Raw genomic sequence first — 15,310 nt, forward strand, 5'->3', positions numbered from 1 at the left:
TGAAGCCAAGAAGATATTAATAATTGGATTAATATTTGACGAAAAAAGAGAAGAGGAAGGCACTTTATGTACCTCTCCTCTTCTGCTATTTTGCGGTTTACCTTGTTTGAATTACTTTAAGTGCATATGCCAGCCTGGCTCAAATATCGGTATATTCCTCATCCTTGATCACGAATCCGCTCATCAGGTAGAAGATTATGTCGATGTTAAGGTAACCCTCCTTATGCTTTCTGAGTGCCTTTGACAGGCTGAGAAGTGTGGAGTTGGTAACCTTGGTCAGTTCCTGTATCTCCTGTTTGGTGTAGTAATTCCGGTCGAACATTCTTACCAGGCTGTCATGCATCTCCTTCTTGTATAGGAGGTCAGTTTCAGGGTCCCTATGGGGACCGTGTCTTCCGCTGTGATGCTCCCTGCAAAGATATATGACATTCAGAGGGAAGTCGATGCCTCCCTCCTCCCGGTGGACTATATGGTGCTTGTCGCCTGGTCTTCCACAGACCCTGCAGGCGTTTTCTGCCATCTAAGCCTCCTGTTCGGCTTTTATGTTCTTGTGGTAGTTGTACTTTTCCCTGTTCTCACTTACCACTCTTTCTATGAAGGCTGCCTTGTCCTGTGCTCCTTCGTCGCCCTTTTCCCTGGACCTGACTGAAAGTGTGCCGTTTGCCTCTTCCTGCTCTCCGATGATTACAATGTACGGATCCCTTTCAAGCCTTGCTTCCCTTATCTTGTAGCCGATCTTTTCAGACCTGTAGTCAGCCTCGACCCTTATGCCAGCAGCCTTCATTTCAGCTGCAACCTTGTCCACATAGTCATGGAACCTTTCTGATATCGGAAGAAGCTTTACCTGTACTGGTGAAAGCCAAAGCGGGAATGCACCAGCGTACTTCTCGATGAGCATTGCCAGTGTTCTCTCATAGCATCCGATGGATGTCCTGTGTATGACATAAGGCCTCTTCTTGGATCCGTCTGAGTCGACATAGTACATCTGGAATCTTTCCGGAAGTGCGAAGTCGATCTGAATTGTTATTATTGTGTCCTCTTTTCCATGTACGTTCTTGTACTGCAGGTCAAGCTTCGGTCCGTAGAACGCAGCTTCTCCTTCAGCCTCCTCGTAGTCGAGTCCGACATGGTCCAGGATGGTCCTCATCTTGTTCTGGGTATCCTCCCAAGCCACCGGGTTGTCTATGTACTTTGCCCTGTTGTTCGGATCCCACTTCGAGAACCTGTAGGAAATGCCATCCTTCATACCAAGTATTTCCATGACATGGTCGATGAGATGGAGCACGCCCTTGAATTCATCCTCTATCTGGTCAGGCCTTACCACAAGGTGGCCTTCCGATATGGTGAACTGCCTCACTCTTATGAGTCCGTGCATTTCACCTGACGACTCGTTCCTGAACAGTGTCGATGTCTCAGCATACCTTATAGGAAGCTCTCTGTAGCTGTGCTGCTCGCTGTTGTAGATGGTGAACTGGAACGGACATGTCATAGGCCTCAGTGACAGGATCTCATCATCCTTCTCCTCGTCGCCCATAAGGAACATTCCGTCCTTGTAGTGGTCCCAGTGTCCGGATATCTTGTACAGGTCTGATTTAGCCAGATACGGAGTCTGTGTGTATACATATCCTCTGGATTCCTCAAGGTCCTCTATCCATCTCTTGAGTATCTGAAGTATCTTGGCTCCCTTAGGCTTGATCAGCGGAAGGCCCTGGCCAACCTCTTCAGCGGTCGTGAACAGGTTAAGCTCCCTTCCAAGCTTGTTGTGGTCTCTTTTCTTTGCCTCTTCAAGCATTGTGAGGTGTGCATCTAGCTCCGATTTCTTAGGGAATGCAGTTCCGTAGATCCTGGAAAGCATCTTGTTCTTTTCTGAACCTCTCCAGTATGCACCTGCAATCTGAGTAAGCTTCACAGCCTTTATGTTCCTGGTTGACATGAGATGTGGTCCTGCGCAGAGGTCAGTGAATTCTCCCATCCTGTAAAATGAGATTACTGCGTCCTCAGGCAGGTCATTGATGAGCTCGACCTTGTAAGGCTCATCAAGCTCCTCCATGAGCTTTAGGGCCTCAAACCTCGGAAGCGTAAACCTCTCGAGCTTCAGGTCCTCCTTGACAATGCTCTTAATCTCTTCCTCGATTTTCGCAAGGTCCTCATAGGTGAAGCTGCCATCCTTATCGAAGTCATAGTAGAAGCCGTCCTCGATTGCAGGCCCAATTGCAAGCTTTATGCCAGGAAAAAGCCTTTTGACTGCCAGTGCCATGACATGTGATGCAGTATGCCTGAAGGCGTGCCTGCCTTCCTCGCTTTCAAAGGTCTTCACCTCGAACTTTGAATCCTCAGTGATTTCATCCCTCAGGTCAGCTACCTTTCCATTCAGCTTACCAGCCATCGCATTTCTTGCAAGCCCCTCAGATATCTTTGCAGCAGCCTCGATTACAGTAGTACCCTTTTCGACTTCAAGTATCTTTCCGTCATAGAGTTCAAGTTTCAACATCATAACCCTCCTTAAAATAAAGAAGACCCGTCCCTGTAAAAGGGACGAGTCGTCGCGGTTCCACCCTGATTGAAGGCATCTCTGCCTTCCACTCAAAACGCCTTAACGCGGCAAACGTCCATGCTTATACATTAAGTCTTCGCAGGAGACTCCCAGGTGGTTTTTCATGGATTTACGCTTCAGGTCTTTCAGCCTAAGGACCCGCTCTCTTTGTACTGCCATCCACTATTTTCCTGTTCAAGGTCTTTCATTACAAATATTATAGTTAATAAACGTCCTGTAGTCAAGATTCGACCATTATAGTATTGGTATAGTTCGAATAGTTTCAAATGGCCTGATATTTACAATTGCTATCGATTGTTCACATTAATATGGTGAATAATTCTTCATATATTGAGTCATTTGTCATAATTCAGACACATTCCAGCATAATTAGTAAAGGTTTAGAAAATTCAATTATTGTTTCTTAAATATAGTGTTCGATTATTGTATAATGTACCCATAGAATCTAGGAGGTTAGGTATGGTACACATCATAATCCATATCCCGAGGTGTTCGGGACACGCAAGAAAGAATCAGCTCATCAGTTCACTAACATACAGGCTGTCATCGCTTCTGAAGGTGCCTGACAATGCTTTGCATGTGATAATATACGAATCTGAGTTCAGGACCGACACAGCATCGGAAAGCTGCGACTTCATTCTTGGAGAGGCAATGACTAGGATTGAAATGCCGAAGGAAGTAAGGGACGAGATGGCCTCAATCTTCAGGGACGAGGCGGTCAAGTTCTCCGGCATCGAGGGTGACAAGCTCACATTTGTTGTCAGGCAGGTTCCGGGTGAGTTCTGGTATGGCAGGAAATAATGACAGTTTACTGATTGTTGATCCAAGGACGCCTGATAACGAGGTCAGCGAGATTGAAGCCCTGGGATTCAAGGTCGTGGCAGCAGAATGCCTCGACTTTCTCTATGAGGGAGTCAAGGGTCATCCGGATCTTCAGTTCGCGCCTGTTGGAGAAACTCTGATTTGCCATAGAGGCATATCATTAGAGAAACTTAAGGAACTTCAGGGGCATGGAATAGAGTGCATTACTTCTTTTGCAGCACTCGCACTCCCCTACCCCGGACACGTTATTTTGAATGCTTCCATCGGAGGCGGTGCACTAATACACCGGACTGACATAACCGATGGAGCTCTGCTTGAGGAGGCGATAAGACAAGGCCTTAGACTAATAGACGTAAGACAGGGATACGGTCGGTGCTCTACCTCTTTTATTGGCAATGGATGTTTTGCAACGAATGATTCAGGCGTGGCAGCTGCATTATCTGAGAATGGATTCAGGGTATTCATCTCCCCCTATGGCGATGTTGAACTTGAGGGATTCGATTACGGATTTTTAGGAGGTTGCCTGTCATTGGTAGTGACAGGTTCAGACAGGTTGGTTCTTGTCAGCGGGAATTTGAATGAATATGTCATGGGCAGGGAGCTGAGGGAATTCATAATAAGCTCGGGTGCCATCCCGATAGAGGTGGGAAAAGGAAGACTTAAGGACAGAGGTTCTGTACTGCAGGTCTTTAAGAAACGGAATTGATAAGAATACGACAATATTTCAAGAAAAAGTTAAAAATTTAACGCAAAAGATTGTAAACATATGCAGTGCAGTGTATACTTATGGTGTATTTGTCCAAAATTTAACAATGAGGTGGAATATGTGTAGTTTAAAGGACAATCCTAAGACCAGAGAGCTGGATGATTTCATAGAAGAAATCGACGCCAAGGAAAGCGACCTGATACTGGTTCTTCACAGAGCACAGAATCTCTTCGGTTACCTGCCTGAAGAAGTCATCAGCCACATCAGTGAAAAGATCAATGTTCCGAAAGCAAAGATATTCGGAGTTCTCAGCTTCTATTCCTATTTCACGACTACACCGAGAGGAAAGAATGTAGTCAATGTCTGTATGGGCACAGCGTGCTTCGTCAGAGGGTCTGAAGCCATTCTCAGGGAACTCGAGTCACAGCTTAGGATCAAGAACGGTGAGACATCGATAGATGGACTCTTCACTCTGGATTCGCTAAGGTGTGTAGGTGCTTGCGGACTTGCACCTGTTGTCATGGTCAATGACAAGGTGTATGGAAGAGTGACCACCGAAGATGTCGCAAGGATCATCAGCGAGTGCGAGGTATAGGAGGGTATGGAAATGCTTAGGACATTAAACGACCTTAAAGCCATAAAGGATGCTTCCCTGGAACTCGTGACTCTACGGAACATGACAGGCCAGGATTATACGAAGAAAGAGATCCTGGTATGCGGAGGAACCGGATGCCAGTCAGCCAAATCCAAGGAAATAGTAAGCCTGTTCAATTCTGAATTCAACAAGCAGAAGATAAGCGACAAGGTAAGCGCACACATTACAGGATGCTTTGGATTCTGCGAAAAGGGACCTATAGTCAAGGTTTTCCCTGATGACGTATTCTATGTAGAGGTTAAGCCATCTGATGTTGAAGAAATCATCAAGGAACACATCTTAGGCGGAAAAGTAGTCGAAAGACTCCTTTACAAGGACCCTGACACAAAGGAAATCATCAGGACACAGCATGGAATGAACTTCTATAAGAAGCAGGAAAGAGTTGCACTAAGGAACTGCGGACTTATCAATCCTGAAAAGATAGATGAATATATAGCATATGACGGATATGTGGCACTCGGGAAGGCTCTGACAGAGATGACACCTCAGCAGGTAGTCGATGTAATCAAGGATTCAGGACTTCGTGGAAGAGGCGGTGCAGGATTCCCGACAGGCTCGAAATGGGGAATAACCCTAAGAAGCCCAGGCGCTGAAAAATATATGGTCTGCAATGCCGACGAGGGAGACCCGGGAGCATTCATGGACAGGTCGATACTCGAAGGAGACCCGCACAGTGTGCTTGAAGCCCTTATGATCGGCGGATATGCAATTGGTGCCAACAAAGGATATATATATATCAGGGCTGAGTATCCCCTTGCGATTTCAAGACTCAGGATCGCCATTAAGCAGGCTGAAGACTATGGACTTCTCGGAAAGGACATATTCGGGACAGGCTTCAATTTCGACATCGAAATCAAGCTGGGAGCCGGAGCATTCGTATGCGGCGAGGAAACTGCGCTCATACACAGCATAGAGGGCAAGCGTGGCGAACCTACTACTAAACCCCCCTTCCCTGCTGAATCAGGACTTTGGGGCAAGCCTACTTGCGTGAACAACGTTGAAACCCTGGCGAATGTCCCTGCTATCATGAACAATGGAGCGAAGTGGTTTGCTGACTTTGGAACCAAGCTGAGCAAGGGAACCAAGGTTTTCGCACTCGCAGGAAAGGTCAACAATGTCGGTCTCGTCGAGGTTCCGATGGGAACAACCCTGAGGGAGATAATCTACGAGATAGGCGGAGGCATCAAGGGAGGCTATAAGTTCAAGGCTGTGCAGACTGGCGGACCATCCGGAGGCTGCATCACCGAACATGACCTTGACACACCTATCGACTACGAGTCACTCAGCGCAATAGGGTCCATGATGGGATCCGGCGGAATGATAGTCATGGATGAGCACAACTGCATGGTAGACATTGCCAAGTTCTACCTTGATTTCACAGTCGACGAATCCTGCGGAAAATGCACGGCATGCAGAATAGGAAACAAGAGACTTCTAGAGATCCTTGAGAAGATAACCCAGGGTAAGGGTGAGCCAAGCGACCTGGTTAAGCTGAGGGAGCTGTCCGAGACAATAAAGGACACATCGCTCTGCGCATTGGGCCAGACTGCCCCTAACCCCATACTTTCCACTCTCAAGTATTTCGAGGCTGAGTACAATGCTCATGTCTACGACAAGAGATGTCCGGCAGGCGTATGCAAGGATCTCGTAAGATACGAGATTTCAGAGCTATGCATAGGCTGCACAAAGTGCGCAAGGGCTTGTCCGGTTAGCTGCATCTCCGGCAAGGTCAGGGAAAAGCATGTAATAGATCAGGAGAAGTGCATCAAGTGCGGATCCTGCTACACAGCGTGCCCGGTCAAACCTGTCAAAGCCGTTATGAAGGTATAGGAGGGTAATGAGATGGATATGGTTCATGTAAAAATCAATAACAAGGAGGTCATGGTACCCAAGGGTGCAACGATACTCCAGGCCGCAAAGGAACTGAATATCAACATACCGACCCTCTGCCACCTTGACCTTCACAACATTAAGATGGTAAACAAGGGTGCATCCTGCAGAGTCTGCGTAGTCGAGGTGGAAGGAAGAAGAAACCTTGCACCCGCCTGCTCAACCCCTGTATTCGAGGGTATGGTGATCAAGACGGACAGCATGAGAGCAATAAAGTCCAGAAGGACAATGGTCGAGCTCCTCATATCTGACCATCCGAAGGATTGTCTCGTCTGCCTCAAGAACCAGGATTGCGAGCTTCAGAAGTTGGCAGCAGACCTCGGCGTAAGGAACATCAGGTACAGCGGAGAGATGTCTACATATCCTGTAGACGCAGCTTCAAAGGCTATATACAGGGACCTGTCGAAATGCGTTCTTTGCAGAAGATGCGAAACCATGTGCAATGATGTCCAGACTGTCTATGCCCTTTCAGGAGTAGGCAGAGGATTTGATACTGTGGTAGGACCTGCGTTCAACGCACCTATGCACAAGACCGTATGCACATTCTGCGGACAGTGCGTCGCAGTCTGCCCTACAGGAGCCCTTGTCGAAGTCGACAATGTGCCTAAGGTATGGGACCTTCTTGAAAACAAGAAGAAGACAGTAGTAGTCCAGGTAGCTCCTGCCGTGAGAGTTGCCCTTGGCGAACTCTTCGGATTGGCACCAGGAACAATTGTGACAGGAAAGATGGTTTCAGCACTTAGGACTCTCGGATTCGACTTCGTATTCGATACCGACTTCGCCGCAGACCTTACTATAATGGAAGAAGCTCATGAGCTGATTGAAAGAGTCACAGAAGGAACGAACCTGCCGATACTTACCTCCTGCTGTCCGGCATGGGTAAAGTTCTTCGAGCATCAGTTCCCGGACCTTCTGAACATACCTTCGACATGCAAATCGCCGCATGAGATGTTCGGAGCAATAACGAAGACATACCTTGCAAATAAGCTTGGATTAAAGAGAGAAGACATGGTAGTCGTATCAGTGATGCCATGCGTTGCCAAGAAGTACGAAGCGGCAAGACCGGAGCTGGAGTCCAAGGGACTGCAGGATGTCGACGTTGTAATAACTACCAGAGAGCTTGGGAGAATGATCAAGGAAGCCGGGATAGACTTCCTGTCGCTGCATGATGAAGACTATGATGATCCGCTTGGAAGATCAACCGGAGCGGCAGTCATATTCGGAGCTACGGGTGGAGTTATCGAAGCAGCTCTTAGAACCGCTGCCGAGGTCATAACCGGGAAGCCTCTGGAAAACGTGGAGTTCATTGAAGTCAGGGGTATGCAGGGACTTAGGGAAGCAAAGGTTGAAATCGGAGACCTTGGCCTTAACATCGCTGTTGCACATGGCCTGGGTAACGCGAGGAAGCTCCTTGAAAGCATCAGGAAAGGCGAAAGCAAGTACCATGCGATAGAGATCATGGCATGTCCTGGAGGCTGCGTAGGCGGAGGCGGACAGCCTTACCATCACGGAGACCTTGAGATAATAAAGAAGAGGACCAGAGGAATATATGAGATAGACAGGAGCATGGAGATAAGGAAGTCCCATGAGAATCCTGCCATCAAGGAAATCTACGAGAATTTCCTCGGAGAGCCAGGAAGCCATCTTGCACACGAGCTCCTTCATACGACATACTTCGAAAGAAGCAAATAGCATATCAAGATTGGGAGATATCTCTGCAATAATGAGATGTCTCCCACTTCCCTATCCTGGAAACAATGACGTTTCATAATAAAGTATTTCAAATTTTATGTATCAAAAAGGCATGCCGCGCGGCATGCCTTTTCCTTTAATATGCTAAGTATTATGATGGCGGGAGTATTGGGGAAATGAACTACTCGTTCACTATTTCCTTGAGGTCCTTGCCTGCCTTGAATGCAGGCTGCTTGAATGCAGGTATCTGAATCTCCTCGTTTGTCTTTGGATTTCTTCCTACCCTTGCTTTTCTCTCCTTGACTTCGAAAGTTCCGAAGCCTGAAAGCTGTACCTTCTCTCCTGATGAGAGTGCCTCGACTATGGTCTCAATGGCTGCCTTGAGGGCAAGCTCTGAATCCTTCTTTGTGAAAGCGGTTTTCTCCGCTATTTTAGCTACCAGGTCTGCTTTGTTCATTTTCAGTCCTCCTTAAAATATAAAACGCAAATACTATTATGCTTCAAATCAGCTGGAAAATCAAGTACCAAGGCTGTTTCTGCTTAATATTCAGGCTATTTTCCCGATTCAAGCTCCGAAATCAGCGTCTTCAGGTCGCTGTTTGTGAAGGAATACGTTGTGTTGCAGAAGTGGCAGACAAGTTCTTCATCTTTGCCATCATCACATATCTTCCTGAGCTCTTCCAATCCGATTGATATGAGTGCCTTCTCAACTGATGCCCTGGAACAGTCGCAGTACAGGGCAGGCACCTTCTCCTCATGGACCTCGAGGCCCATGTCCTCGAAGATGTAAAGGATGATGTCCTTTATTGATTTGCCGTCTGAAAGCATTGTAGTCAGGCTTGGTATCTCTTCCAGCCTGTACATTATTATGTCAGCTATATGCTCGTTAGCGCCAGGCATCATCTGTATCATGAAGCCGCCTGCCTTCTTGACCGATCCGTCGGTGTCAACAAGGACTCCGAGGGCTACTGCTGATGGAAGCTGCTCTGATGTTGTGTAGTAGTACGCCAGGTCCTCTGCGACTTCTCCGGTATAGATGGGGACCGAACTGACATACGGCTCTTTGAGTCCCTGGTCCATTATAACCGTAAGGTTTCCTTCCTTTCCGATAAGCCCGCCTACATCAAGCTTGCCCTTTGCGTTAAGAGGAAGGTCAGCTTCAGGATCTACAATGTATCCTTTAACGAATCCATTGGTCCTCCCTGTGACAAGAATGCCCTTTGCAGGACCTCCGCCGTCTATCTGTAAGGTTATTGAATCCTCCCTGTTCTTAAGCATTGAGCCCATTATTGATCCTGCAGTAAGCATCCTTCCGAATGCAGCGGTAGCAGTAGGGCTTGTTCCGTGTACCCTTGCAGCCTCGCTGACCAAATCTGTGGTCTCTGCTGCTATAATCCTGACGTCCCCGTTCTGGGCCATCGCCTTGATCAGTATATCCATTGTTATTTCCTCCGTTTCCAGGCCGTGAAGGTGATCCTTTCAGTTTCCTCGTCTGGATGTTTCTCTGAATAGGAATCCCATGTTTCGATATCTTCGAAGCCTATCCTATGAAGTATATCAATAAGTTCCAGCTCTGAAAAGACTTTTTCATGATGGAGCTCCTCTACCCTCTCATAGAGTCTCCCCTCCCTGACGAAGAAATTCAGGTACATTTCCACAATACCGTCCTCAATCGAGTTTTCCCAGGTATACACAATATCATCAGAGGTATAGACATAATCGTTGTCACCAAGTATCTCTGTCAGCTTGTAGCTCGAGTTGATGTCAAAGACGAATAGCCCCCCTTCCTCGAGATGGTCGTAGGATGCTTTGAAGAACTTCTCTGCCTGGCCATGCTCAGTCAGGTAATTTACGGAGTCAAGTACAGATGTTATCAGGGAGAAGGACTCTTCAAACTGCATATCCTCCATCGGGATGTTATATGCCCTGGTCCTTATTCCAAGTGAATCCAGCTTTTGAACTGCCAGAGTCAGCATTTCTTCAGACAGGTCAATAAGGGTAGTTTCTCTGAAGTACGGTGCTATGCGCAAGGAAATGTTCCCGGTACCGCAGGCAGCGTCAAGGTAGTTTCCTCCCTTTTCCTTCATAGATAATATGAAGCTTGCGAAAGCGTCATAATCCACATCCTCCATTATGAGTTTGTCGTAAACTTTTGATAATCCAGTGTAGCTTTCCATAGGTCCTCCCAAAAAATGTATTCATCATCTTAAATAATTGAACCATTTGCTGTATTTTTAATCAATATGATACTATAATAGAAATAATTATTGAAGCGGAGGTAACTAATTATGCAATTTGATGTAGCGGTAGTAGGCGCGACCGGCCTTGTTGGAACAAAGATGCTGGAGATCCTTTCCGAAAAGAACTTTCCGGTAAGGAACCTGTGCATGTACGCATCCAAAAAATCTGCAGGCAAGGAAGTTGAATATAAGGGCAAGAGCTATAAGGTCATAGAGCTTAAAAAAGAGAACATCCTGGACAAGGATATTGATATTGCGCTTTTTTCTGCAGGTGGCGACACCAGCCTTGAATTTGCAAAGTACTTTGTCGAGATAGGCGCAGTTGTCATAGACAATTCCAGCGCATGGAGGATGGACAAGGAAGTGCCGCTGGTAGTTCCTGAGGTAAATCCCGATGCTCTGAAGGACCATAAGGGAATAATAGCAAACCCCAACTGCTCAACAATTCAGGCTATGCCCGTTCTCAAGGCCCTGTCTGACAGATACGGCCTCGAACGAGTAGTGTACTCAACATATCAGGCAGTAGCCGGAGCAGGTATACAGGGCATTGAGGACCTTCAGAACGGACTCAAGGGAGAGAAGCCCAAGAAGTTCCAGTATGACATTGCAGGAAACCTCATTCCTCAGATAGATACGTTCCTTGATAACGGATATACGAAGGAAGAGATGAAGATGGTCAACGAGACCAGAAAGATCCTCTCCCTCCCCGACCTTAGGGTAACTGCAACATGCGTGAGGGTTCCTGTAGAGACAAGCCACAGCGAAAGCGTAAACGTGGAGCTTAAGAGCGATTTCGACCTCAAGGAAGTGTTCGAGCTGCTTTCGAATACCGAAGGTGTGGTTGTGGAAGATGATACAGCCAATCTCAAGTATCCGATGCCTCTCTACGTCGCTGGGAAGGATCCGGTATATGTCGGTAGGATCAGGAGAGATTATTCCAACAAAAATACTCTCAACCTGTGGATAGTATCAGACAACATCAGAAAGGGTGCTGCCCTCAACGCTGTCCAGATAGCTGAGAAGCTTGCAGAAATGGGTTTATTGGAAGGAGCAGAGTAATATGGCAATTTTCAGAGGTGCGGGAGTAGCCATAATAACTCCCTTTACGGAAACGGGAATCGACTGGGACAGGTTCAGGACTCTTCTCAACTGGCATGTGGAGCAGGGTACCAACGCGATAGTCGTCTGCGGTACCACCGGAGAAGCATCGACAATGTCAGAGACCGAAAAGAAGGAAGCAATCAAGTTCACTGTCGAGGTCATAGCAGGCAGGATACCTGTCATAGCTGGCACGGGAACTAACAATACAAGTGCAAGCATTGCAATGAGCAAATACGCTGAGAGCGTCGGAGCCGATGCATTGCTTGTGATCAACCCCTATTACAACAAGACCAGTTCGGAAGGACTTTACAGGCATTTCAAGGCCATAAACGATGAAGTGAACATTCCAATCGTTGTGTACAACGTTCCTTCAAGAACCGGGATGAACATTTCAGCTGAAAACCTGAACAGGCTTGCCACATTAAGCAATGTGAAGGCAGTTAAGGAAGCTTCAGGCGACATAGCTCAGATCGCTAAAATCAGAAGGCTTCTTCCTGAAGACTTCCAGATATTCTCAGGCAACGACGACCAAGTGGTTCCGATAATGGCACTTGGCGGAGATGGCGTGATCTCAGTTACAGGAAACCTTATCCCGAAGGCAATCAGCGACATGACAAAGGCTTTTCTCGCGGGAGATGTGAAGGAAGCCCTGAGGCTTCAGATGGCTACCTTCGATATAACAAGCGCCATGTTCATTGAAACCAACCCGATACCTCTAAAGGCTGCAATGAAGCTCGCAGGGCTTGACTCAGGAATACTGAGGCTTCCGCTCTGGGAGATCACGGAGCATAATATGGTAAAGGTAGAGGCTGCCATGAAGGCCTTTGGCCTGCTTGGAGGTCAGAATGGTTAAGGTGCTTTTAAACGGAGCTTCAGGAAAGATGGGCGGAGTCCTTTCGGGCCTTGCAGCAGCCAAGGGAGTCCAGATAGTTGCAGGTGTGGATGCAAAGAAATCAACAAGAGAGTATCCTGTATACCCTTCCTTGTGGGATGTGAAAGAAGACTTTGATGTCCTTCTGGATTTTTCCAGGGCTGACTCGCTGTATCCCATACTTGACTTCATTAAGGCAAAGGACAAAGGTGCAGTACTTTGCACTACGGGATATACAAAGGAGCAGGTTGAGAGGATAAACGAGGCATCAAAGGTAACTCCGATCTTCAGGTCAGGCAACATGAGCCTTGGAATCAACATACTCACGAGGATCCTCAAGGATTACACAAAGATACTTTACGAGAACTACGATATTGAGATAGTTGAAAAACACCACAATGAAAAAATAGATGCCCCCAGCGGGACTGCCCTTATGCTGTCTGATGCGATCCAGCAGACACTGGATGCAGAGACGAACCTTGTATTCGGCCGGGAAGGCATGAAGAAAAGAGAAAAGACTGACATCGGGATGCATTCGATACGCGGAGGCTCTATAGTCGGAGACCACGAAGTCATATTCGCGGGTACCGGTGAAGTAATTGAGCTGACCCACAAGGCAATATCAAGGGATGTATTCGCAGCAGGAGCTCTTGAAGCGACAAAGTACATGACAGGAAAAGGACCCGGACTCTATAATATGGATTCGATGCTATTCGGATAGGAAAGAAAACAGCAGTTCACAGAACTGCTCAGACTGTAGACAAAGTATCAGATTCGTACCAACGGATCGGGTACTTTTCTTTTTTTCGTTGGGACTCAATGAATTATTGACATTGACATATTACTTTGATATAATTAAAATATCAAAGTAAGTGTGGTGATTTTTATGTTGTCTAAAAAGTCCACTGAAAACAGAGAGCAAATTCAGTTCCTTTGCCTGGATGATCTTGTACCAAAAGACCACATACTTAGAGAGGTCGACCGTTCAATGGATTTCAGCTTCATCTATGAACTGGTTGAGGATTTGTATTCAGAGGAAAAAGGCCGACCAAGCCTTGATCCTGTCATGCTCATCAAGATTCCTATGATTCAGACTATTTTTGGAATCAAGAGCATGCGCCAGACCATCAAAGATATCGAGGTTAATCTTGCCTACAGATGGTTCCTCGGGCTCTCCATAACTGATGCTGTTCCTCATTTCAGTACTTTTGGAAAGAACTACACAAGACGATTTAAGCCAACTGAAGAGAACGGATACTCTGACCTGTTCCATGAAATATTCTCCAAAATTCTTGAGGAAAGCCTGAACCTCGGCTTGATAAGCAAGGAAATAGTATTTGTCGATTCAACACATATCAAAGCCAATGCCAATAGAAACAAAATTCATAAAGAAGCTGCCAGAAAGGCTGCTCTGTTCTATGAAGAAGAGCTATGGAAAGAAATTCAGGAAGATAGGGTTAGCCAGGGCAAGAAGCCCTTCGAGTCGGATGATGACAATCCAGGAGGGTCCGGAAATGCTAAGAAGGAACTAGAAGTTACAAAAAGCAAATCCGATCCGGAAAGTGGATTGTTCCATAAGGGGCCTCACAAGGAGGTCTTCGCATATATGTCTCAGACAGCTTGCGATGCGAATGGATGGATACTTGAATACTCCGTACATCCAGGAAACGACCATGATTCAAGGACATTCGTAGATTTGTACAACAAGCTGCCAAAGGATGAAATTGAAATGCTTGTAGGCGATGCAGGTTACAAGACCCCAGCGATTGCAAGGTTACTTAACCAAGACCACATTATTCCAGTGCTTCCATACAAGAGACCTATGACTAAGGAAGGTTTCTTCAGAAAACACGAATACAAATATGACCAATTCAATGATTGCTATATATGCCCGAATAGTAAGTTTTTGCTGCTCTCAACCACAAACAGAGAAGGATACAGGGAGTATAAGAGCGATGGAAAGGTATGCGCTGAGTGCCCGCACCTATCTCGATGTACTGAAAGCAAATCCCACGTCAAGGTTATCTTGAGGCATATATGGGAAGCGTATCTGGAGTGGAGTGAGAAAATCAGACTGACTCCTGGTATCAAGGATATCTATAACCTGAGGAAGCAGACCATAGAAAGGCTCTTTGGAACAGCCAAGGAGAACCATAATCTCAGGTATACAAGAATGATGGGCAAGGCCAAGATGGAGATGAAGGTTGGCCTAACTTTCGCATGCATGAATCTGTTGAAACTCACAAAAATGAAAAGAAGAATGGGACTACTGGAGCCAATTTATGGCTAATAGGAGTCCCATATCTCAACTTTTGCTCAAAACAGGTATAACAATAGCAAAATCGACGAACCTTAAGTTAAGATTCGTCGATTTGTCTACAGTCTGAGCAGTTCACAGAACTGCTGTTTTCTTGCTTATCATTAGACTGATTTGCCTGAGACCTCATTTTTTATCGCCAATGCCCCAAAAAGAGCCATAGCGATGTATACCACTGCAGCGAAGCTGCCCTTCATGGTGAACATAACTGCGAGCGCAAGCATGGCGATTATTATAAGTGCCTGGTAGGATATGAGAAGGTTCTTTTTCATTTGTGCCCACCTCTTTGGAATATCTTATTACTAAATATAGCACTTTTACGGTGATTATCAACTATCCTGGGGCTATGTTAAAAAATAAATACTTTTGCTAATTTGATAAATTAAATTCCATGATTTAAAAGAGATATCAGTAGAAGTTACCCTGGCAAAGTGGGAAGTGGAAGTTAATCTGACAGAAGGG

15 protein-coding genes and 1 other annotated feature are annotated in these 15,310 nt (G+C 46.3%); of the genes, 9 read left to right on the plus strand and 6 right to left on the minus strand.

From position 1 onward, the window contains the following. Window positions 1–139: 139 nt before the first annotated feature. Both J2Z34_RS06440 and thrS read right to left on the minus strand, forming a co-directional pair. Window positions 140–520, minus strand: coding sequence for an HNH endonuclease (locus J2Z34_RS06440; protein WP_209459046.1), 381 nt, complete (start codon window positions 518–520; stop codon window positions 140–142). After that, window positions 521–2,491, minus strand: a complete 1,971-nt coding sequence (gene thrS / locus J2Z34_RS06445; RefSeq protein ID WP_209459047.1) for a threonine--tRNA ligase — start codon at window positions 2,489–2,491, stop codon at window positions 521–523. It abuts the gene before it with no gap. Window positions 2,492–2,528: 37 nt separating this feature from the next. Then, window positions 2,529–2,741 (minus strand) — a binding site (T-box leader). A gap of 272 nt (window positions 2,742–3,013) precedes the next feature. On the opposite strand from thrS, the gene J2Z34_RS06450 reads away from it, so the two are divergent. The 5 genes from J2Z34_RS06450 to J2Z34_RS06470 all read left to right on the plus strand — a co-directional run bounded on the left by J2Z34_RS06450 (window position 3,014) and on the right by J2Z34_RS06470 (window position 8,319). Beyond that, window positions 3,014–3,355, plus strand: coding sequence for a hypothetical protein (locus J2Z34_RS06450; RefSeq protein WP_209459048.1), 342 nt, complete (start codon window positions 3,014–3,016; stop codon window positions 3,353–3,355). After that, a complete protein-coding gene (locus J2Z34_RS06455) occupies window positions 3,342–4,082 on the plus strand; it encodes a DUF6873 family GME fold protein (protein WP_209459049.1) in 741 nt (246 codons plus the stop codon). Before J2Z34_RS06450 ends, J2Z34_RS06455 begins: the two co-directional genes overlap by 14 nt. A 118-nt stretch (window positions 4,083–4,200) precedes the next feature. After that, window positions 4,201–4,677: an NADH-quinone oxidoreductase subunit NuoE family protein gene (locus J2Z34_RS06460; protein WP_209459050.1), complete on the plus strand. Its 477-nt coding sequence runs from the start codon at window positions 4,201–4,203 to the stop codon at window positions 4,675–4,677. 6 nt (window positions 4,678–4,683) lie between these two features. Next, window positions 4,684–6,567 (plus strand): NADH-quinone oxidoreductase subunit NuoF, encoded by a 1,884-nt coding sequence (gene nuoF, locus J2Z34_RS06465; protein WP_209459051.1) that lies wholly within the window; start codon window positions 4,684–4,686, stop codon window positions 6,565–6,567. 12 nt (window positions 6,568–6,579) lie between these two features. Beyond that, a complete protein-coding gene (locus J2Z34_RS06470) occupies window positions 6,580–8,319 on the plus strand; it encodes an NADH-dependent [FeFe] hydrogenase, group A6 (RefSeq protein WP_209459052.1) in 1,740 nt (579 codons plus the stop codon). 181 nt (window positions 8,320–8,500) lie between these two features. Here the strand turns inward: J2Z34_RS06470 and J2Z34_RS06475 are convergent, their stop codons facing one another. The 3 genes from J2Z34_RS06475 to J2Z34_RS06485 form a co-directional block, all read right to left on the minus strand. Beyond that, entirely contained in the window at window positions 8,501–8,776 is a 276-nt protein-coding gene (locus J2Z34_RS06475) for an HU family DNA-binding protein (protein WP_209459053.1), read from the minus strand. A 95-nt stretch (window positions 8,777–8,871) separates the two neighbouring features. Continuing rightward, entirely contained in the window at window positions 8,872–9,759 is an 888-nt protein-coding gene (gene hslO, locus J2Z34_RS06480) for an Hsp33 family molecular chaperone HslO (RefSeq protein WP_209459054.1), read from the minus strand. A 2-nt stretch (window positions 9,760–9,761) separates the two neighbouring features. Next, window positions 9,762–10,496 (minus strand): class I SAM-dependent DNA methyltransferase, encoded by a 735-nt coding sequence (locus J2Z34_RS06485; protein ID WP_209459055.1) that lies wholly within the window; start codon window positions 10,494–10,496, stop codon window positions 9,762–9,764. Window positions 10,497–10,607: 111 nt separating this feature from the next. Between J2Z34_RS06485 and J2Z34_RS06490 the strand changes: the two genes are divergently transcribed. The 4 genes from J2Z34_RS06490 (at window position 10,608) to J2Z34_RS06505 (ending at window position 14,821) form a co-directional block, all read left to right on the plus strand. Continuing rightward, window positions 10,608–11,618 carry an aspartate-semialdehyde dehydrogenase gene (locus J2Z34_RS06490; protein WP_209459056.1) on the plus strand — a complete coding sequence of 337 codons (1,011 nt, stop codon included), beginning with the start codon at window positions 10,608–10,610 and terminating at the stop codon, window positions 11,616–11,618. A gap of 1 nt (window position 11,619) precedes the next feature. After that, on the plus strand, window positions 11,620–12,513 hold the full coding sequence (gene dapA, locus J2Z34_RS06495; RefSeq protein WP_209459057.1) for a 4-hydroxy-tetrahydrodipicolinate synthase: 894 nt from the start codon (window positions 11,620–11,622) through the stop codon (window positions 12,511–12,513). Beyond that, window positions 12,506–13,252 carry a 4-hydroxy-tetrahydrodipicolinate reductase gene (gene dapB / locus J2Z34_RS06500; RefSeq protein ID WP_209459058.1) on the plus strand — a complete coding sequence of 249 codons (747 nt, stop codon included), beginning with the start codon at window positions 12,506–12,508 and terminating at the stop codon, window positions 13,250–13,252. The genes dapA and dapB overlap by 8 nt, the downstream gene beginning before the upstream one ends. Window positions 13,253–13,417: 165 nt before the next feature. After that, on the plus strand, window positions 13,418–14,821 hold the full coding sequence (locus J2Z34_RS06505; RefSeq protein ID WP_209459059.1) for an IS1182 family transposase: 1,404 nt from the start codon (window positions 13,418–13,420) through the stop codon (window positions 14,819–14,821). Window positions 14,822–14,952: 131 nt separating this feature from the next. Here the strand turns inward: J2Z34_RS06505 and J2Z34_RS06510 are convergent, their stop codons facing one another. After that, window positions 14,953–15,120 (minus strand): hypothetical protein, encoded by a 168-nt coding sequence (locus tag J2Z34_RS06510; protein ID WP_209459060.1) that lies wholly within the window; start codon window positions 15,118–15,120, stop codon window positions 14,953–14,955. Window positions 15,121–15,310 lie beyond the last annotated feature (190 nt).

The organism is Youngiibacter multivorans, from assembly GCF_017873395.1.
Classification (GTDB): Bacteria; Bacillota; Clostridia; order Clostridiales; family Clostridiaceae; genus Youngiibacter; species Youngiibacter multivorans.